Genomic DNA, 19272 nt, shown 5'->3' with positions numbered 1-19272 from the left:
GCTGGGAAGTGGCTGCTGCAGGGGCGCCGCGGGATGCCGGAACAGGCCTTCCAGGCGCGCGACAGGGGCGCCGCACACCTGCTTCGCCCAGGAAAATCCGATTGTCGGTAGCGACAGGTGCAGTACATGCCGCGCCGGGGTATCCCGATTAGTCTAGTTACTGGATTGGCCGGTCGATCTTGCGATGACCAGCGGTGTGCTCGCAGCGGATAACAGGTATGCGGGAGGCAGAACTTCTATGCGCAAGCGGCTGATTTCGATCGCAGGGCTGCGGGCCAGAGATTGGTTGTCTGCCCCATCCAAGAAGCCGTTCTACCGGCAATTGGGTGATGGCAAAGCCTGCCAGCAGCAACAGCGAATAGAGGATCAACTGTCGAGAGATGGGCGTGCCTTCGTACCAGGCGCCGATAAGGACGGCGAATACTGGGAAGATGATGAATACGAACGACAGAATTACTGGACTCAGACTCTCGGAGAGGTCGTCGATGAGTGGCTGCGTCGACATCGCGATACCAATTGAACGACCGACAAGCATCAGGCCAACCACTCTGGATGTTCAAACGGTTGCCCATTTGTGCGGCAACTCCCGTTCGCCCGTTGAGTTGCATTACCTCAGTTGTCTCGGGGTCGCATTCAAGTGCTTCTTCAAGAGGCGGCGCAAAGCCGTTGAATCGCTGAAACCCACTTGCTCGGCGACAGACTCCACCGAGCATCGACTACTTTCCAGTAGCGCTCGCGCCTTATTCAACTGGACAGTTCGAATTAAGTGCAAAGGCCCATGCCCTGTAGCCTTGGATACCCGCCTGGATAGCGTTCGTGTACTCATTCGCATCTTTTCCGCCAGAGCATCAACACTCACCGGCATTGGAAGCGACTCCTCGACATGAGCGATCAGCTCCGCAATCAGCTCACCATGTGCCATCAACGCCGGCACCATAAAGGGTGATTGCAACTGCCGCTGATTTAGAAGCAACGCTTTGGCCACTGCGGCGACCAGTTCCGGGCCAAAACGTTGGCCGATCAAGTGCATCAATAAATCGGTGTGCCCCAAGGCTGCGCCCGCAGTAACCAGGGGAGCATCCTCAATCACCATACGGTCCGGGTCGACGTTACAGCAACCTGCCGCTAGCTGCCGCAATGTGGCGGCCAGCCACCAAGTCGTCGTCACCGTCTTCCCTTCAGTTAGTCCAGCTGCGTGCAAGAGAAATACGGCTGAACATGACGCCGCAACAGTCCCACCAGCGGCCACATGCTGACGTAAAGCGGCCAGCACTGATTCAATCTCAGGCTGTAACAAACTCGACTTCAACTCAGCCGAATCATCAACATCCAACCCAGGAAGAATCCAGCAGGCTCGTCCATCAGACGGGAGTGTCAAGCTCTGCGTGAGCAGACTCAGACCTCCACCTAATGAAATGGGCCCCTCTACTGTTGAGCAGACAATCCAGCGTGGCTCTGGCAAACCTAGCCGTGGCGCCAACTTTGATGCAGTTGAAAGTATGTCCAGGGACAACGTGACACTGGAGGCAAACGCCCCAGGGGGGACAACAACAATAAAATCGTTCATTGGCCGATTCTGCACGAAAGATGTCTGATCAGCCAATTCCGCCTCAAAGCGGATAACGCTTCAATGGTGTCCCTCTCATCAGGAACATCCATTTATGCCAAACATCACGATTAAACTGCCCGCCAATGTGCTGAGCGAAGGCACCATTCAACAACTTCTGGCAGCTGTTGACTGCGCAGCAGTAGAAGCCACCGGGCTCGGCAATGATCCTCGTCAGCGGCTTCTGTGTTGGGTCATGCTCGATGAGGTTCCTGATTCACGCTGGATGTGTGGTGGGCGTAGCGACTTCGACCAATTCATACCCTGCCACATACAGGTACTGGCTCCTGCCGGAGAATTGAATGCCGGGCGCCGGGCTCACTACGCCGCAGTACTGCATAAGGCAATTGCCGGTTGCCTGAGCGCGGAAGATCCTCGTGTGCTGATGACCTCCATCGTGATAAACGACGTGGTGGATGGAACCTGGGCCGCTAACGGCGATATCTGGCATCTGTCGGATTTCGTCAGGGTTGCCGGTTACGCACGTCAGGATGTTGTGACAGACACTTCACCCCAGTAGATATAACCACTGTGGCTACCTGGGGCTTCTGCCTTTGATGGCGGCGATTGAAAAGCTGAATGGGTAGAATCGCCGCCATCTCTACCCATTCAGCTTTTCAAAGGGTTTCGTACAGGACCTAGGCACTTAGCGGCTTGATCCAGTCAAGGCTCGCAACAGTAGCGCCGGAGGGGCGGTATTCACAGCCGATCCATCCTGGGTAGCCACGCTGCTCCAGCGCCGCGAACAAGGCAGCAAAGTCCATGCTCCCCGTTCCCGGCTCGTGACGGCCCGGGCAGTCGGCAATTTGCACATGGACGGTCCTGTCATAAAACCGGGCCAGAACCCCGGCTGCATCTCCAGTCAGAAGCTGGGCATGGTAAAGATCGAGAATCAGCCCGACACTCGCAAAGCTCTCCAGCACCTGATGCGCCTTGTTGAAGTCAGACATGTAGTAGTCCGGCATCGCCTGCGCACTGATCACTTCGATAAGCGGGCGCACCCCCTGGTCTTCGAAGTATTTGACTGCGTACTCCAGGTTGCTCCCGAAGGTAAGCGCCGCCTCCTCCTGTGTCGTCACTCCTGACATGATGTGGACATCCGAACACGCCAGCGCCTTGGCGTAGTTCACGGCCTGGCGCAAGCCGTTGCGAAACTCTTCTTCCTTGCCCTGCAAGGCAGCGATGCCTTTGGTAACCCCGGCCGGTGCCGCGAACTGAATCAACGACAGGTTGTGCTGAGCCAGGTGGTCAGCCAGGAGACTGGCGTCGAACTCATAGGGCGACGGGAACTCCACCCCCCGAAAACCAGCGGCGGCGGCAGCCTCGATACGCTGCAGAAAAGGCCATTCATTGAACTGGAAACCGAGATGAGCATTGAACTTGAGCATGGGGTAAACATCCGTCCTGGGAAGAAATGAAATCATCAGCCTGGAGCATCCTGCGCATCTCCAGCACTGCACTGTCGGGCGTGGTCAACACCGGCAGACCGGAGCAGGCCTGTGCCTGCCCTGCGGCACTGGTCATTGAAAACTGGGCGAAACAGATCAGGTCGCAGGCGTCGACCTGAGTGGCCATTTGTGCGATGGCGCGATCGTGACCTTCCTTGTCCCCTTCACGCAGCGCCTGCATCGCCCCAGGGACAAAATAGGGCACCAGTTCCAGCGTTCGGCCACTGCGCTCAGCCGCTTGCCTGAACTCGGCCATGATCGAGGGGATGGTCGGCTCGAACGTCGCCAGCACCGCAATACGCGATGCTTGCGTGAGAGCCAGGTTGATCATGGCTTCGTTCGGCTTGAGCAGTGGAATGGCAATCTCGGGTTTGCACAGGTCGATGGCATCGCCAAAAGCCGAGCAGGTAAACAGAATCGCGTCCGCTGCGCTTTGTACGGCGTAATGGGACAGCGTCAGAAAGCGCGCCTTCATGCTCGCGGTCAATTCGCCCTCCTCCACGCGGTCCCGGGACAACGAGTCTTCGAGCAGATTGATCACCTGTGCCTGTGGCCAATGCCGGGCAAAGGCCGTCGCGATCGGATCGATCGCCAGTGCAGTCGCGTGGATCAGGAAAATACGTGGAGCCTTCATGCTCATGTACCTCGACCAGATTGTTCGCCCCATCCGCCAGTGCTCTTTGCGCAGATCCCCACACCTTCGTATGGTATTTTCCAACTCCAGTCCGGTGGTGGCACCCGCCCCAGCGGAAACGGACTGACGTCAATCATCCGAGAGAGAGCCTGTGATCAAGAAAGACCTCGCCTTGCAGTTGGCCCCCCGCGTTATCGAGATGATTCGCGCGCGCTCGATGAAGGCCGGTGAGCCGTTGCGCGAGCAGGCGTTTGCCCAAGCGCTGGGTGTTTCGCGCTCGCCGGTCCGGCGAGTGTTTGCCTTGCTCGCTGAATGGGACCTCGCCATCCAGGAACCCAACCGAGGCTACTTTCTGAAACAAGACGCCGGGCAGATTCAAGAAACGACCTTCCCGCTCGCCAGCGATCCTTTCGAAGATTTTTACCTTCGCGTGGTCGACGACATTCTTGGCGGTGAAATTCCTGAGCACTTTTTCGAAGCCCAACTGCTGCGCCGTTACGAAGTACCGCGCGGGCAGTTGCTCAAGGTATTGAACAGGCTGGCCAGCGAAGCCATGGTGGAGCGCAAGCCGGGGCAAGGATGGGGTTTGAAGGACTTCGTGCATAACGCCCAGGCGCACATCCAGAGCTACCGCTTCCGCATGGCCATCGAACCGGCTGCCCTGCTCGAGCCTGGTTATCAGGTCAATCACGCCGCGTTCGCCCAGGCCAGGCAGCAACAGCAGGCCATGCTCGACGGGGATATCCAGACCTTGTCCCGTGCCCAGCTGTTCCAGGTGGGCGCCCAGTTTCACGAAATGATCGTGCAGTGCTCCGGCAATGTCTTTTTCATCGATGCCATACGCCAGCAAAATCAGCTCAGGCGCTTCATCGGCTACAAGGCCAACGTCGATCGCACCCGTCTTATGGCGCAATGCCAGGAACACATCCATTTGCTCGACCTCATCGAATCCGATCGGCGCGAAGAAGCCGCGCAATTTCTCTGGAAGCATCTGGATGAAGTGGGTCGTCTCAAGACTCAACAGGACGTCATGCCAGATGAAGGGATATAGAGCGCACCCCTGACACCCGATGAATGATCGAGGCTTTGTCGGAGCGCTCCAATCATCCGCCGGTCAGCTTACCACGATTGTTTCCAATCAACACAAAATACAAAAATACCGCCACCCGACGACGTGATGTGGCCCGCCGCCCAATCCGGAAAACGGCACCTCTACCCCCAAATCCGTCGACCTCCAAAAATTCATTGGTGGGCTGGCCGCGCCGGACATCAAGGACGCCGTCGTCAAACAGATCGAGCTTCCAATCGGCTCACCCAAACCCTGGAAAGAGGCCCACCCCCTCCTTGCCAGAGTCCTCGACCAGGCGATCAACGTGACGAGCCAGATACCTGCCGGTGATGGCCATAGACAGGAACCCGCTGCCCTTTTCTCGCCTCAGGCTTTCGAGCAAGCAGGCGGTGCCCAGTCACCCATGTCGGGGTTGCTGCACACGTCGTTGACCATGGTCTGGCCACGGGCAGCGATTTTCTGGCCTTCCTCACGCTTGGCCGTGGCTTGCTGCAAGGTGCGCTCGGTGGTGACGGCTTCTTTGGGCACGTTCTTCTTCGTCGCCGGCTTGGCGCTGGCCTTCTTGCTGGTCGCCTTCTTATCGGTGGCGGCCGGAGGCTTCACGGCGGCCACCTGAGCGACGTCCTGGCGTTGCACACCGACCGTCTGCAGGTCTTTCTCATAGGCTTGGGTGTAGACATCAATGCTCTCGCCCGCACGCCCGTCCACGGCGGCCATCAGCTCGTTGGTTTCCTTCAGTCCGCTGACGATCTCGGCCAGACGCAGGCGCCCTTCACTGTCGCTGATCTTCTTCGTCTTGCGCGCATTGAGCAGTGAGGTGAACTCACGCTGGTAGCAGTTCTGCGCGGTACGGGTGTAGCTGATGCTGCGGTCGATTTCGCCGGTACTGTGGTCGATGTCGCTGGCGTAGGAAGCAATGCGCGCACGGTCGTCGCTGATCTGCTTCTGGCGTTCGCTGTAGTAGCCGGTCGCGCCGCCGACCAGGGCCCCGGCGGCGGCGCCTATCAGTGCATTGCGGCCGGCATCGCCGCTATTGCCGACCAGGGCCCCGGTCAGGCCGCCGAGCAGGCCACCGGCAATGGCGCCGGTGGCCACCGACTTGGTCATCGACTTGTCGGAACTGCGCAACTGGCTGACCGGCTCATAGCATTTCGGGTAGTACTCGACCTTGGTCTGGGCCGCGACCTTCGAGCTTGGAGCCCCGAAGCCCGCGCATCCGCCCAGCAGCAGGGCGCAGCAGACCGCGGTAGGCAACGGCAGGGTACGAGCCAGGATCGAAGCGCAGTTCTTGAGTGAAGTATCCATGGTCATGTCTCTCCTTTTTGTGCGTATCAATTCCGTTTCGGCTTCTGCGCAGAGTGAGCGCTGTCCGACGTGAGCGAAGCCTGCCGACGCTACATCCAGCCTAGCTGGTCTTCGCCGCCACCGACGACCGTTCCGACACCCTGCTCAGGGTCCAAGCAGTTCCTTCAGGATCGTCTCCGGATCGGCTCGGCGCTGCTGGCGAAACTGGCCCACGTGCCTGACGAAAAGCGTGGCCCGGGCGACCAGGCTTTTTCCCAGCACCGGCTTGTGATTGAGCTCTTCCCGGGTCCGCTGGAACTGCGCCTGGATCACCGCGTCGGTGTAGCGCGTTCCGTTCGCCAGGTTGTCAATGTAGATCGCCAGGGCACCCTCGAGCGCACTGCGCCCATTGGCGATAGCCGTTTCATAGAGCTTGGCGGTGGCTTCGTCCCGGGCGGCCCGCGCCTGATCGCGATCCTTCTTCAGGTTGGTCAGGCGAATGTTGTAGTTGTTGACGGTCTCGGCCACCAGGGCCGCCGACTGGATCAGGTTGCCTGCGGCCTCCTCGCGCTGCCGGGCGATCAGCGACACGTTGCGCTTGAGCTCTTCGTTCACCCGCGCCAGGCGGGCCTGCAGGTCCGGGTCGGTGCTGCTGGCGATGAGACTGTCCAGTAATTGGGTCGGATCTTCGGCAGCCTCGATTTCATCGGTCAGGCCCGCCAGGCGGCCCTCCTGCTGCCACTGCTCGAACAGCTCCTCGTAGCGCGAGCGCGGTGCCGACAACGCCCCCAGCGCCACCCGGAAACCGGTGGTGGCGTTGCGCTGCTCGCTGCCGTCGGCGGCGAACAGCGGGTATTCGCGGCGCATGCCGGTGAACAGCGTCAGCTCGCCTTCCAGGTAGTTGCCACCCTTGACCACGAAGCCGCCGTAACTGCCCTGGCGGCGGCCGGCGTGGACCAGTTGGAAGGACTCCTGGACCATCTCCGCGGCATTGCCGATCACGTCGAACAGTCCCAATGGATTGGGTTTTTTCAGCCCGACCGGCAACAGCCGTGCACCCTGCCCCGTGCCCCCGGCGACCTGGCTGAACACCGCCCAGTCCCCTAGCGGGCCATCGCTGTCGCTGCCTTGCACCTTGCGCGGAAACAGCCGCGCCTCCAACGCCTGGCGGCTGACCGCATGGCCACCGCGGGCGGCGAATTCCCACTCCACTTCGGTCGGCAGGCGGACGAAGCCCATCCCGCCGTCCTCGAGCGCTTTGCCGCGGCCGCTGACCGGCAACCGGTCGCGGTGGTACTTGAGCAACCAGGCGCTGTACACCGCGGTAAAACGCTCGGCCTCGAGGCGCGACAGCTTGACCTTGGGCAGGCGCGCAGACATGTCGCTCATGGGCGCGCAGGCCGGTGCCTCGCCCTGCCCCGCCAAGGCTGCCTCCTGGGCCATGACCAGGGCGTATTGGCGCTCGGTGACCTCGTATTTACCGACGAAATAGAACATCGGCTTGAGCAGGCTGTCGGCCCCGCTCTTGGGCAGGGCCGGGGCGATTCTGGCTTGCCAGTCGGCCGGCAGGTCGTCGAGGACGAACTGACCGTTGATGTAGTCGCGCCGGTAGCCGGAGATGAAGGATTGCCGGTAGCCCGGATCGTCATCGCTGAAGGGGTAGCCGAGATTGACCTCGCGGTCGTCCAGGGTGCCCTTGGCGAGGACATAGACGTAGCGGAACACCAATTCACCTTCGCAGGGCAGCGGCAGGCTGAGGTCATCGGGCAGCGGTTTCGGATTATCCGCCGGGGCGTCCTGCGCCTGCACTGTGCCGGCCAGCGCCAGCATGACCAGAGCCTTCAGCCAGACGAGAGCCCTCAGCCAAACCAGGCCCCTCAACCAGTTACACATCGCGCAGTCCTTCCGATGCTTCGATCCGCGCCGCTCGCCAGCCACCGGAGGCCGCCGCCAGCAGGCAGCAGAGCAGCGTCAGCAGCAGGGCCAGCAGGTAGTGGACCGGCAGCAGCCGGCAGGCGTACTCCCCCACCGCCGGTGCGAACAGTCGGTTCAGCCCGGTTTCGGCCATGCCGTACAAGCCCCAGGCCAGCAGCAGGCCGAACACCCCGGTGTACAGCGCCTGCAGCACGACGAAGGCGACCAGGGCGCCGGTCGAGAAACCCAGCAGGCGCAACACCGACAAGGCCCTGCGCTTGCGCTCGACGGCGGCCAGGGCGCTGGCGGTCATCGCCGCGAAGGCCCCGGCCAGGGCCAGGCTGGCGATGATCCAGAACACCAGGGTCAGGTTGTGGCTGAGCGAGCGCACCTGGGCGATGACGCCGGCCTGGGTCGCGACCTCAAGCCCGCGCTCGGCGAAATACCGGCGCAGGCGCTCCACGCCGTCCAGGTCCGCGGCGTAGAGACGGAACCCCGGATACACCCGCGCCGTGTTCACCTGTGGCTCATACCCAGGCCAGGCCTGGCCGTCGCGGTAGTCTTCGGCGGCTTCCAGCAGGGCCAGGGGCGCGAACAGCGCATCGCGCGGGAAGGCCGCGAGTGGCAAGACCCCCTGCACCCGCAGGCGGGTGCGCTGGTATTCCTGGCGCCCGGCTACCTGACGGCCGAACGCGGCGCTCAGCACGTCGCCGCCCTGGACCCCGAGTTTCTCCGCCGCCCGCTGGCTGAGCAGTACCTGGTCCGGCGCCTGGAGCAGCAGCGCGGGCGCCACCAGCGGGTCGCCCGCGGCGGTGGGGATCATCTCGACCGTCAAGGCCTGGCCGGCCGAGTCCGGGTAGAGGTCGGCAGTCGCGGCGATCTGTCGGGTACGCGGCACGACGAAGGCGACTTCGGGACGCGCGGCCAGTTCGGCGATGGCCTGGGCACTGAAGCGCCCGCCGCCCATGGGCACCACTTCGCGCACGGCGGGGTCGCGCTCCAGGCGTTCGGTCAGGGTGGTGACCAGGCCGAACTTGAGGCCGAACAGCACCAGCAAGGGCGCGAGCACGGCGACCAGGGCCAGGACCGCGCAAGCCGACAGGCGCACCTCGGCGCGGTAGTCGTGCCAGGCCAGCAGGGCCATCAGGGCAAGCCGCATCACCCACCTCCCGCCAGCGTCGCGGTGACCCCGCCATCCGCGCCGCGCTGCACTTGCAAGGGATGCAGCTGCAGCCCGGCGCGCCGGGCCAGCGCCTCGTCATGGGTGGCGACCAGGATGCACACGCCGCGCTCCTCGGCCTGGGCCACCAGCAGTTGCATGACCCGTTCGGCGTTCAGCGGGTCCAGCGAGGCGGTGGGCTCGTCCGCCAGCACGATGCTCGGCCCATGGGCCAGGGCCCGGGCGATGCTGACCCGCTGGCGCTGGCCCACGGAGAGTGCCGCCGGCAGCTTGTGCAACTGGTCGGCGATTTCCAGCTGCTCGGCCAGGCGCCAGATCGTGGCATCGGCCGGCAGGCCGAGCAGCGCCCGCGACAACCCGATGTTGCGCTGCACGTCGAGAAACCCCAGCAACCCGCCCGTCTGCAGCACATAGCCCATGACCCGGCTGCGCAGCCCGGCCAGCACATCCTGGCGGCCGCTGCGCCAGAGCCCGGCGACATCCAGCGTACGGTCGTCGGCGCGGCATTCGAAGACGCCACCCGGGTCCGGCGACAGCACCAGGGCCAGCAGGTCCAGCAAGGTGCTCTTGCCGCTGCCGCTGGGGCCTACCAGGGCCAGGCGCTGGCCCGGCCGCAGGTCGAGTTGGGGCACCACCAGGCTGTAGCGCTGTGGCCCCTCGCCGCGGGTCTTGCGGATATCCCTGAGCTTGAGCATCAGGGCAGCGTCGCCAGGGGCACGCGGTACAGCGCATCGCCCGGTTGGGCCTCGCCGAAGCGGACCCAGTTGGCAATGTCATTGTGGAAGGTCTCGTACAGGCGGATCTTCGACTCCAGTTCGTCGATGAAGTCCTGCTGCTCGGCCACGCTCAGGGACAGCCAGAGGTCCTGGGTCATGCTCAGCGATTTGCTGCGATACGGCAGGCCGTCCAGGTACTCGCCGAGGATGCCGCCTTCGACCAGGTTGCCGCCCTGCTTCAACCGCGTCGGGTCGCGGCTCATGTGGGCGCTGGCGCTGGCGATTTCCTGGAAGAAATCCTTGGGCGAGGTCTGGGTACGGCGGGCCGCATCGACGATCAGTTTCAGCGACTGCTGCAGGTCGTTGAGCTGCAGCTTGGTCAGCAGCACGCAGACCTGGAAGGCCGGCAGCGAGGGGTTGGTCAGGTCGTGGTCGGAGGTCCAGGCGGTGATCAGCTGCGGCGCACGGACCGCCGACTGGCGGCCGAGAAAGTCCATTTGCATGGCGTAGCCGATGGCCGTGGCCTTGCTCGCGACGCTCGCTGTCCCTTGTAGCGGCGGCAGGCTCGGCAGCTGGTTGTTGCGCGCCTGATGCACCTGTTCGGCGAATACCGAGCCGATCTCGGCGACCGTATCGCCGAAGCGACCGACATCGCCGCCCGCCACCGGAATGTACAGGTCGCCGATCTGCGGGTTGGCGTCGGCCGTCAGGCTGCGGTACTGCTGCTCGGCGAAGCCGTGGTTTTTCCGGCCGGCCTCGGTGCGCAAGTGCAGCGTATAGATCTTGATCTGTTTGCTGAGGGCGGCTTCGCGCACCTCGGCTTCGTTCATCTGGGTGCGCCCCAGCGGATCGTTCTTGCGCAGGGCGCCAGCGTCGGTGACCAGCAGGATCAGCCGCCCGGCATAGGGACTCCAGTCCATGCCCTCGACCGCCGCCATCACGCCGGCGAAGGCATCCTCATTGAAGGCGTGGCTGGACACCTGGGCGGCCTTGACCTGGCCAGCCAGCTCGAGGAAGCGCTGTGGATCGCGGCCCTCCTCCAGGCTCACCAGGGTTTGCGCCACATATTCCAGGCCCGGGGTCTTCTCGACATTGCTGCGAAACCCCACCAGGCCGAAGCTGACGCTGTCCAGGTCGCCACGGCCGGCGATCTGCCGGTGCAACGCCTGCACCACCTGGCGCACCCGGTCGATGTAGGGCTGCATCGACACCGAGGTGTCGACCACCAGTACTATCGCCGTGCGGAAGGCATCGCTGCCGGCCCTGGCCGCCCCCTCGGCCTTGCCCTGGGGCGTATTGCCGGGGTCGATGGAGGCCACGTTGAGCAGTTGCACCGGCTGGCCGTTGGCATCGAAGCTCTCTCGGGCCTGGAAAATCGGCAGCAGGTAGAACTGGTCCTGGGGGATGGCGCTGGCCACAGGCTCCAGCGCGACGATCTGCGGGTCCACGCTGCCTTCGTTCTGCGCCTTGTGCAGGGCCGCGCGGGCCTGCGCCGTGTCAGCCAGGAACCGTTCGAGGCTGCTCGCCTCGCGCAGGAACATGACCGGCGAACGACCGGAGCGCTCGGTGAACTTCAGCACCAGGCTCTGTTTCCAGTCGCTGACCTGCTCGGCCGGCAACCAGCCATCGCGCTGGCCATCGCTGGCGGCGCCGACCTCCAGCCAGCTGCCACCCGCCACCGCCTTGCGCTGATAGACATACAGCACCGAGAACGCCGGCAGCGCGGCACCGTTGGGCGCCGCCCCGGGCTGGCCGGACACCTGCGCGCCAGGCTTGCTCAGCACGCGCTGGAACAGGGTTTTCTTGCCCGGCATCAGCAGCGGACGGTCGCCGCCATCGGCGTTCGTCGCCAGCGGCGGTTGCGCTGCGCTGGCCGTCTTGGCGGGCGAGTCCTGCGCATCGCCAGCCGGCGTTTTTTGCGCCTCGACCTGGTCGTTTTGCGGTTCCACCGGCGGCGCCGGGCGCAGCCACCAGTAGCCCCCACCAGCCAGGGCCAGTACCCCGGCCACGGCCACACCGAGCAGCGCCCACAACGGCCCGCGCGACCCGGCCGGCGGCTCTGCGCCGAGGCTTGCGGTCCGGGTGGCTGTGGCCGTGGCGGCTGGCTGGGGTGCGGGTTCAGGCGCGGGCTTTGGCGCAGCGAGCGGCGGCATGTCGAGGGAAACCGGCGCCAGCCCGCCCAGGTCGGTCGTCGCGGATTGGCCGGTCGCCGCCGCGGTGGGCGGCAACGGCAGTGGGCGCAACTGTGTCGCCTCGGCATCGGCCGGCCCGGCGGGCGGCAGATGGTCCAGCGCGGCGATCAGGGCATCGGCATCGGCAAAGCGCTCGGCCGGGTCCTTGGCCAGCAGCTTGCGCAGGATCCCCTGGTAACGGCCGTGGGCGATGGGCAGTTCGGGCAGCGGCTCGGTCAAGTGGGCCAGGGCCGTGGACAGCGAGTCGCTGCCGGTATAGGGCAGCTTGCCGGTGAGTATCTCGTAGAGCACCACCCCCAGGGCGTAGAGGTCGGTGCGCCCGTCGATCTGCTGACCGCGGGCCTGTTCGGGGCTCATGTAGCTGGGCGTGCCCACGGCGAAACCGGCCTGGGTGAACTGGGTGTGGTCCTCCAGGGACTTGGCGATGCCGAAGTCCGAGAGCACCGCCGAACCGTTGGCGCGGAACAGGATATTGGCCGGCTTGACGTCCCGGTGCACCAGGCCCTGGGCATGGGCATACCCCAGGGCCAGGGCGATCTGGCGCAGGTAGACCAGGCCCTGCTGCGGGCTGAGCCCCTCGGCAATCCGCTCCTTGAGCGTCCCGTTCGGCAGGTACTCCATGGCCATGTAGTAGAAGTGGCCGACATTGCCGATGTCGTAGATGGTCACTGTGTGCGGGTGGGAGAGCCGCGCCAGGGTCTTGCCCTCGCGCAGGAAGCGCTCACAGAAGCTGCGGTCGGCGGCCAGCGCGGCGGCCATGACCTTGAGCGCCACCTTGCGCTCCAGCGAGCGCTGGGTCGCCAGGTAGACCGTGGCCATGGCGCCCTCGCCCAGCTCGCGCTCGATCGCATAGCCGGGAATGTCCATGTCCAGACTCGAGCGTTCTTCAGCTGATGCGTTTTCAGTGGGCATTGACGACTACCGCCGTGATGTTGTCGGGAGCGCCCCGGGTCAGCCCCAGGTGCACCAGGCTGCGGACCACCTCATAGGGGCTCGCGTTGCCCAGCACATCGCGCAGTTCATGGTCCTCGACGGTCTTGGTCAGCCCGTCGCTGCACAGCAGGAAGCTGTCGCCGGGACGCACATCCAGGTCCACCGCCGAGAGTTCCAGCCGGTCCTGGGTGCCCACGGCGCGGGTGACGATGTTGGACATGGGGTGCTCGCGCGCCTCGTCCTCGCTGAGCAGCCTGCTGTCCAGCAACTCCTGGACATAACTGTGGTCATGGCTGATGACCTCCAGCTGGCCCTCGCGCAGGCGATACAGGCGGCTGTCGCCGGCCCACAGGCAGGTGGCCTTGTCACCTCGGGCGGCCAGCAGCACCAGGGTGCTGCCCATGATGCCGACGCCGCGCTGCGCGGTTTCCTGGCGAACCGCCGCGTTGGCCTGCTCCAGCCCCGCCCGCAATGCCTGGACATAGGCCGGCAAGGCGGGCTCGGGCGGGATGGCGCGCAGCGTGTCGACGATCAGGCTGCTGACGAAATCGCCCGCCGCATACCCGCCCATGCCGTCGGCCACCGCCCAGAGGCCGGCTTGCACGGCATCCAGACAGGCATCCTCGTTGACCTGACGCACCATGCCGACGTGGCTGTGGCTGGCGGATTCGTAACGCGTTACGGCTGACGACATGCCTTGGCTCCCGAAATGTCCTTAATTCCCAAAATCAGCTCCCGAAATCGAACTGCACGGTTTGCGCAAGCGACGCGCAGCCGCCCTCGCCCAGCAGAAAACCGCTGAAATCCTGCGCCGCCGGCAACCCCTGACAGCGCAGCAGGCCGGCGGCGACCCGTCCGGAGCCCTTGCCCCACCAGAGGCTCGCGCCCTCGCAGGCATGCTGCATCAGCACCGCCCCGCGCGCCGCCGCAGTCGTGGCGGCGAAGCGCATCTGCCCCTCCAGCGCCGGCATGCACAGCACCTGCGCGCTACAGACCGGGCTACCGAGGGCCGGCACCGCGGCCTCGAAGGCCTCGACATCGGCCTCGGGCTCCAGGGTCGAGAGCAACAGGGCCTCGGCCGCCTCGAACCAGTCATCCGGGCCGGCCACCAGCGCGCCCAGATCGGTCTCGGCCTCCAGCTGCAGCGCAATGGTCAGCGGGAAGTAGCGCCCGACCCGGTCGACGCTGGGCATCATCACTCCCACCACCGCCTCGCTGCCGAGCAGGCCCGGCGCCACGGCAAAGCGCCACAGCGGGCTGACCAGGTAGGCATCCAGCCAGGCCGCCCCCAGCGCCGCCTGGCTGGTGGCCATGCCGGCGGAGAGCCAGGCATCCCAGCGCTCGATAAAGCTCGGCGACAGGCCGCGGTGGATGAAGTCCCCGCGGCCGGCCAGCTTGCCGTAGAAACCGGGGCTGCTCACAAGCGCTCCGGCAGGCTGAAGCCGGACAGCAGCCGGCCCTTGAACGGGTTGAACGCGCTGCTGGCGCGCAGCTCGCAGGAGATGCTGGAGCTGTCGACGCGCATGCGCAGGGTGAAGCGGTCCGGGGCGTTGCCCTGGGTCAGGTCGGACTGTTCCAGCAGGCGAAACCAGGCCCAGGGCCCTTCCAGGGTCAGCCCCGAACGACCGGCGCTGGTGGGCGGCGTGACGGACAGGCGCACCACCCCCAGGCTGTTGGGGCTGGGCCATTGCATCGCCATTGGGCGGCTGGGGCCATGGTCGTAGCTGAGCTGCTGGCCGTCCAGGTCGAGCAGGAACTGGCTGATGGAGGCGTCCATGGCCACGGGCTTGAGCTCGAAGCGAACCGTCGGCCGGGTGCCTCCGGCGCGGAAGTAGGCATCGCGAATGGCCGCGGCGCGTTGGAAGGTTTGCAGTACGCCCGGGCCTATGCCGAGTTTTTCCGCCGCGCCCGGCTGCCAGCGCCAGCTGCTGGTCGAGGTGTTGACGTAGGGTTGCAGGTACTTGCGAAAGTAGTTGTCCATCACCCCGCCCACGCCGAAGAAGTTGCCGAAGTCCTCCAGGGTCGCCTCCCGCGAACTGGAGTTGACCATGGGGTAACGGCCAGCCAGGGACTGGCGGTAGACATTCACCACCTCACTGACCCAGGCCGCGTTCAGCTGGGTGCGGATGCCGCCCATCATGCTACTGGTGGTGGCGTTGACCACCGAGTTGACCAGCTTCTGCACCAGTGGCGGCTGACGTTCGGCGCCGAGCTTGACCCGCGATGCCGTGGCCACCGCCTGGTTCTTCGCCTCGCCCAGCAGGGCCTCGCCGCTGGCGCCGCTCATGGCGCTGACCTGCACATAGAGCTCGTTGAGCTGGGCCAGCAGATCGTCGATCGGCGCGGGCCCCTCCCCGCTGGTGGCCAGCAGGCTATTGAGCTCGGCGAAGCGCGCGGTGATGGGATCGACCTGCGAGGCTGCCGACGAATCGTCCTGGGCCGATTGGCCGACCAGCGAGCCGAGCTGCTGCTTGAGTTTGTCCACGGTGCCGTCGGCGGCCTTGAGCTTCTCGGCCAGCAGGCGATCCTCTTGTTGCAGGTTGGTTTCCTTGGCTACTGCGGCGAGCAGTTTCTTCAGTGGCGAGTTTGGGCCGGAGAGCACCCGCAGCACATCGGCGGCCTGGGCGATGCTGTTGACCGAGACGAAGTCGAGATCGCCGAGCAGTGTTTCCCATTGGTTGAGGAAATCCTGGAAGTACAGGGCCCGCACTTCCAGGGCCAGGCTGGCAACATCCTGGTTGTCGTTCAGCGGCCGGCCGAGTACCCATTGCTCCTCGGCCAGGGCGCCGGACTGGCTGAGACTGGCGACCATGAACGCCTGGCGGTAGCCGCGGTAGGTATAGAAACCGGATAACGGATCGCTCAACGGCTTGCCGCTCTTGCGCGTGAACACCAGGGCGGCGTCGCGCCCGGCCGCTTCGCTGAGGCGAAAATCCGCTACGCCCTCGGGCAGCTTCTGGCGTTTCACCCGGCTGTAGACCCGCTGCGCCACGGACATCTGTTGCAATTGCCGACGCAGGTCGGCCAGCAGCTCCTCATCCAGCCTCGCCGGTGGTGGCTTGTGGGCGAACAGCGCATTGAGATGCTCTGCCAGGGCCAGCCGCTGCTCCGGGGCCAGGTCGCGCGGCAGGCTGCGGTCCCAGTCGAGGTTGATCCAGGTCTTGATGGCATCGGCGTCATAGTGCTCGGCGCTGGCCAGCATCAGGTAGACCTTGAGGCCTTCGTAGAGAAACTCCGTGTTGCCGCCGCTACGCAACTGCTCCTCGATGCGCGTCAGCAGACGCGGCGCGAGCACCGCGATCAGCAGCTTGCGGTACACGCTGGCGGCTTCGGCGCCGAGCATGTCGCCCTGGAACAGGCCATAGCCTTCGGCCCAGGACAGCGAATTGTCGGCGACATGGCGAATGGCGTTGAGCAGCGGCAGCACGGCCAATACCTCGCGCTGCGCCGGGCTGAGCGATTCGACCTGCCCCTTGAGCGGCGCCAGGCGCGCGTCCACCTCGGCGATATAGGCCTGGTTGGCGCGGTAGCTGGCGACCCAGATGGCCGTCACCGCAAGCAAGACCAAGGCACTGGCGGCGAGTACGCCACGATTGATCCAGCGATGCCGGCGCTCGACCTTGGGGTTACTGCCGACCAGGCCGCGCTCGCCGAAGGCGACATCGCGAAACAAGCGGGTGATGAAGTAACTGCGACCTGTGCCGGTCTGGCGCGCCAGATGCTGGCGATCCAGGTTCATGCTTTGCGCCATGCTGCCGATCAGACGGTCGATGGGGCTGCCTTCCTGGGTGCCGCTGGTGAAGTAAAGCCCGCGCAACAGCGCACGTTCTTCATAGGGATTGGGCTTGAATACCCCCTCGAGGAAGGACGACAGGTTGTGCCGCAACGCCGCGAACTGCTGGATGAAGCCGTAGATCAGATCGCGTCGGTTGGGGTCGCGCTCCTGTTGCAGGCGTTCCACCAAGCGCTCGGTAAGACGCGCCTCGAGGGCGGTGAATTCCTCGTCGAAACGGGCCAGCGGGCCTTGGGGACTCTTGCCATCGTCCAGGGCAAAGGTGACGCCCCAGACCTGCGCGCGCTCTTCCTTGCTCAGCGCGTCGAAGAACTCCATGAACCCCGGCACCAGGTCGAACTTGGTGAGCATCACGTAGATCGGGAAACGCACACCGAGCTGGCTATACAACTCCTGCACCCGCGTGCGGATGGCCCGGGCATGGGCGCTGCGCTCGGCCTCGCTGCCCAATAGCAGGTCGGACAGGCTGATGGCGACGAAGGCGCCATCGATCGGCCGGCGCTTGCGCTGGTTCTTCAACAGGTCGAGAAAGCCCAGCCAGGCCGCCTTGTCCACCGCCGCATGGCTGTCCTGGGTGGTGTAGCGCCCGGCGGTGTCCAGCAGCACCGCTTCGTCGGTGAACCACCAGTCGCAGTTGCGCGTACCGCCGACTCCGCGGATCGCCCCATTCCCCATCTGTTCGGCCAGCGGAAAGTGCAGCCCGGAATTGACCAGCGCGGTGGTCTTGCCCGAGCCCGGCGGGCCGATGATCACGTACCAGGGCAACTCGTAAAGGGTGCGCCGCTCGTTACCGCCGAGCTTGCTGCGCTTGAGCAGTTGCAGCGCTTCGTCCATGCGTTGCTTGAGGGCCGCCAGCTCTTCGGCGGTGGCGACGCTGGCCGCATCCGGCGCCACCGCCGCCAGGCCCTGCATGACCTTGGCGGCGTTGCGCCGGGCCTGGACGATGCGCAATACGCGCACACCGATCCAGGACAGGAACAACAGGGCGATCAGCGCCCAGCGTACGGCCGCCGGGGCCAAGGGTTCATAGGTAGCGACGATGATCAGCGGACCGAGGAACCAGATCACCAGGCTCAGGGCGAGCAGGCCGAGCAGCGGCACCACCCAGCGCACCAGGAAATTGATAAAGGCCTTCACTGGTTGCCCTCCGCTAGCACGGTAATCTCTACGCGCCTGTTCCTGGCGCGTCCGGCGGCGCTGTCATTGGAGGCGACAGGTTCCGCGTCGCTGCGCCCTTCGGCGGTGAAGCGCTGGGGTTGCCCGCTGCGGGCGGCGAGGATATCCATCACTTGCTGCGCCCGATCCTGCGACAGCTTCCAGTTCGAGGGGTAGCGCAAGGTGGCGATCGGTCGGTTATCGCTGTGCCCGGTGACCTGCACCGTGCCCTTGACCTGGCGCAGGGCATCGGCGACGCGCAGCAGCAAGGGCTGCAACTGTTCGGAAATGCTCGCGCTGCCGGAGGCGAACAACTCGTCGCCACGAATGGTCACCACCGAGCGATCCAGCGCATCCTCCACGGCAACGCGCTGGGCCTTGATGTCCTCGGCGAGGAAGCGCGCCAGGCGTGGGCGCTCGATCAACCTGGGCTGCTGCGGCGGACGGTCGATGGTTTGCACCGGGATCTCGCCCAGGGCGTGGATATTGCGAAACACCGGCTCGGCGTCGGCCGCCAGCTTCAGGCGCAAGCCGAACAGCAGCAGCAACAGCACGGCCAGGCAAATGGCCACGCCGACCCAGGGCGGGAGGAATTGCGACAAGCGATCGCGCACCACGCTGAGCCCCCGCCAATGCGGCGACAGCTCGCGCTCGAATTCGCCGCGCACGCTGCGAATGGTCGCGCTGGTGCGTTCGCGCAAGGCTTCCAGTTGGCTGCGGCCGTCATTCATGACCCGGTAGCGGCCCTCGAAGCCCAAGCAGATACAGAGGTACAGCAGCTCGAGAATGTGCAGGCGCTGCTGTGGGTTCTGCAGACAGTGTTCGAGCAGCTGGAAGACTTTTTCGCCGCCCCAGGCTTCGTTGTGCAGGGTGATCAGCAGGCTCTGCTTGCCCCAGTCGCTGGTACTGCCCCAGGGCGTGCTGAGCACCGCCTCGTCCAGCGCGGTACAGAGCACATAACGGCTGAGCATCACCTCATCCTGGGCCACGCCGGCGGCGCGCGCCTGCTCCTCGAACTGGCGCAGGTAGGCCAGCAACTGGGCGCGCAGGCTGGCCGGTTGCGGGTGAGCGAGGGTGCTGCGCAAGCGGGTCAGCAGCGCCAGTATCGGGCCGGCCGCCCGCTCCAGCGGGTTGAGGCCCTGGGCCAGGCTGCTCGCAACCGGCGCGCCCGGCATCGCAATGTGCGGATCGGCGGCGCCGGCGGCGCCCGTCCTGGGGGCAGAAGCTTCGACGGAGCGCCCGCCGGGCCGCGGCATGATCAGGGTATGGTCGTTGCCGCCCGGCGAGGCGCCGCCTGAAGTGCCGCCTACGCCAGAGCTGCCGAAGGGATCATCGATCGGGTGCATGA

The 19272-nt window shown here is 65.2% G+C and carries 14 protein-coding genes and 1 pseudogene; 2 read left to right on the top strand and 13 right to left on the bottom strand.

What is annotated here, in order from left to right:
• Window positions 1-298 precede the first annotated feature (298 nt).
• Together H0I86_RS14290 and H0I86_RS14285 are read right to left on the bottom strand one after the other, a co-directional pair.
• A pseudogene (locus H0I86_RS14290) lies at window positions 299-478 on the bottom strand (EamA family transporter); the annotation flags it as partial.
• A 129-nt stretch (window positions 479-607) separates the two neighbouring features.
• Window positions 608-1567, bottom strand: coding sequence for a GlxA family transcriptional regulator (locus tag H0I86_RS14285; RefSeq protein ID WP_180925510.1), 960 nt, complete (start codon window positions 1565-1567; stop codon window positions 608-610).
• Between the two features lie 94 nt (window positions 1568-1661).
• On the opposite strand from H0I86_RS14285, the gene H0I86_RS14280 reads away from it, so the two are divergent.
• Entirely contained in the window at window positions 1662-2126 is a 465-nt protein-coding gene (locus tag H0I86_RS14280; protein WP_180925509.1) for a tautomerase family protein, read from the top strand.
• A gap of 118 nt (window positions 2127-2244) precedes the next feature.
• On the opposite strand, the gene H0I86_RS14275 is transcribed toward H0I86_RS14280, so the two are convergent.
• The gene (locus H0I86_RS14275; RefSeq protein ID WP_180925508.1) at window positions 2245-2994 is read right to left on the bottom strand and encodes a hydroxypyruvate isomerase family protein; all 750 of its coding nucleotides are present in this window, start codon (window positions 2992-2994) and stop codon (window positions 2245-2247) included.
• Window positions 2954-3688, bottom strand: a complete 735-nt coding sequence (locus H0I86_RS14270) for an aspartate/glutamate racemase family protein (RefSeq protein WP_180925507.1) — start codon at window positions 3686-3688, stop codon at window positions 2954-2956. The genes H0I86_RS14275 and H0I86_RS14270 overlap by 41 nt, the downstream gene beginning before the upstream one ends.
• 151 nt (window positions 3689-3839) lie before the next feature.
• Here H0I86_RS14270 and H0I86_RS14265 point away from each other — a divergent pair, with 151 nt between their 5' ends.
• A complete protein-coding gene (locus H0I86_RS14265) occupies window positions 3840-4739 on the top strand; it encodes a GntR family transcriptional regulator (protein ID WP_180925506.1) in 900 nt (299 codons plus the stop codon).
• A 384-nt stretch (window positions 4740-5123) separates the two neighbouring features.
• Here the strand turns inward: H0I86_RS14265 and tagQ are convergent, their stop codons facing one another.
• From tagQ to H0I86_RS14220, 9 genes are all read right to left on the bottom strand, one after another.
• A complete protein-coding gene (gene tagQ, locus H0I86_RS14260; protein WP_180925505.1) occupies window positions 5124-6062 on the bottom strand; it encodes a type VI secretion system-associated lipoprotein TagQ in 939 nt (312 codons plus the stop codon).
• A 144-nt stretch (window positions 6063-6206) separates the two neighbouring features.
• The gene (locus H0I86_RS14255; RefSeq protein WP_258019438.1) at window positions 6207-7871 is read right to left on the bottom strand and encodes a formylglycine-generating enzyme family protein; all 1665 of its coding nucleotides are present in this window, start codon (window positions 7869-7871) and stop codon (window positions 6207-6209) included.
• 55 nt (window positions 7872-7926) lie between these two features.
• On the bottom strand, window positions 7927-9114 hold the full coding sequence (locus H0I86_RS14250) for an ABC transporter permease (protein ID WP_180925503.1): 1188 nt from the start codon (window positions 9112-9114) through the stop codon (window positions 7927-7929).
• Window positions 9114-9830, bottom strand: coding sequence for an ABC transporter ATP-binding protein (locus H0I86_RS14245; RefSeq protein ID WP_162095579.1), 717 nt, complete (start codon window positions 9828-9830; stop codon window positions 9114-9116). The genes H0I86_RS14250 and H0I86_RS14245 overlap by 1 nt, the downstream gene beginning before the upstream one ends.
• Complete coding sequence (locus H0I86_RS14240) at window positions 9830-12910, bottom strand: serine/threonine-protein kinase (protein ID WP_180925844.1); 3081 nt, start codon at window positions 12908-12910, stop codon at window positions 9830-9832. Before H0I86_RS14240 ends, H0I86_RS14245 begins: the two co-directional genes overlap by 1 nt.
• 34 nt (window positions 12911-12944) lie before the next feature.
• The gene (locus H0I86_RS14235; protein WP_016703051.1) at window positions 12945-13670 is read right to left on the bottom strand and encodes a PP2C family protein-serine/threonine phosphatase; all 726 of its coding nucleotides are present in this window, start codon (window positions 13668-13670) and stop codon (window positions 12945-12947) included.
• 34 nt (window positions 13671-13704) lie between these two features.
• Window positions 13705-14397, bottom strand: coding sequence for a type VI secretion system-associated protein TagF (tagF, locus tag H0I86_RS14230; protein WP_124335083.1), 693 nt, complete (start codon window positions 14395-14397; stop codon window positions 13705-13707).
• The gene (gene tssM, locus H0I86_RS14225; RefSeq protein WP_180925502.1) at window positions 14394-17906 is read right to left on the bottom strand and encodes a type VI secretion system membrane subunit TssM; all 3513 of its coding nucleotides are present in this window, start codon (window positions 17904-17906) and stop codon (window positions 14394-14396) included. Before tssM ends, tagF begins: the two co-directional genes overlap by 4 nt.
• Window positions 17903-19270: a DotU family type VI secretion system protein gene (locus tag H0I86_RS14220; protein ID WP_180925501.1), complete on the bottom strand. Its 1368-nt coding sequence runs from the start codon at window positions 19268-19270 to the stop codon at window positions 17903-17905. Before H0I86_RS14220 ends, tssM begins: the two co-directional genes overlap by 4 nt.
• Between the last annotated feature and the right edge of the window lie 2 nt (window positions 19271-19272).

Source organism: Pseudomonas chlororaphis subsp. aurantiaca, assembly GCF_013466605.1.
GTDB classification, from domain to species: domain Bacteria; phylum Pseudomonadota; class Gammaproteobacteria; order Pseudomonadales; family Pseudomonadaceae; genus Aquipseudomonas; species Aquipseudomonas chlororaphis_I.
The sequence above is the reverse complement of the archived record's forward strand: the minus strand, read 5'-3'. Positions and strand labels throughout refer to the sequence as shown.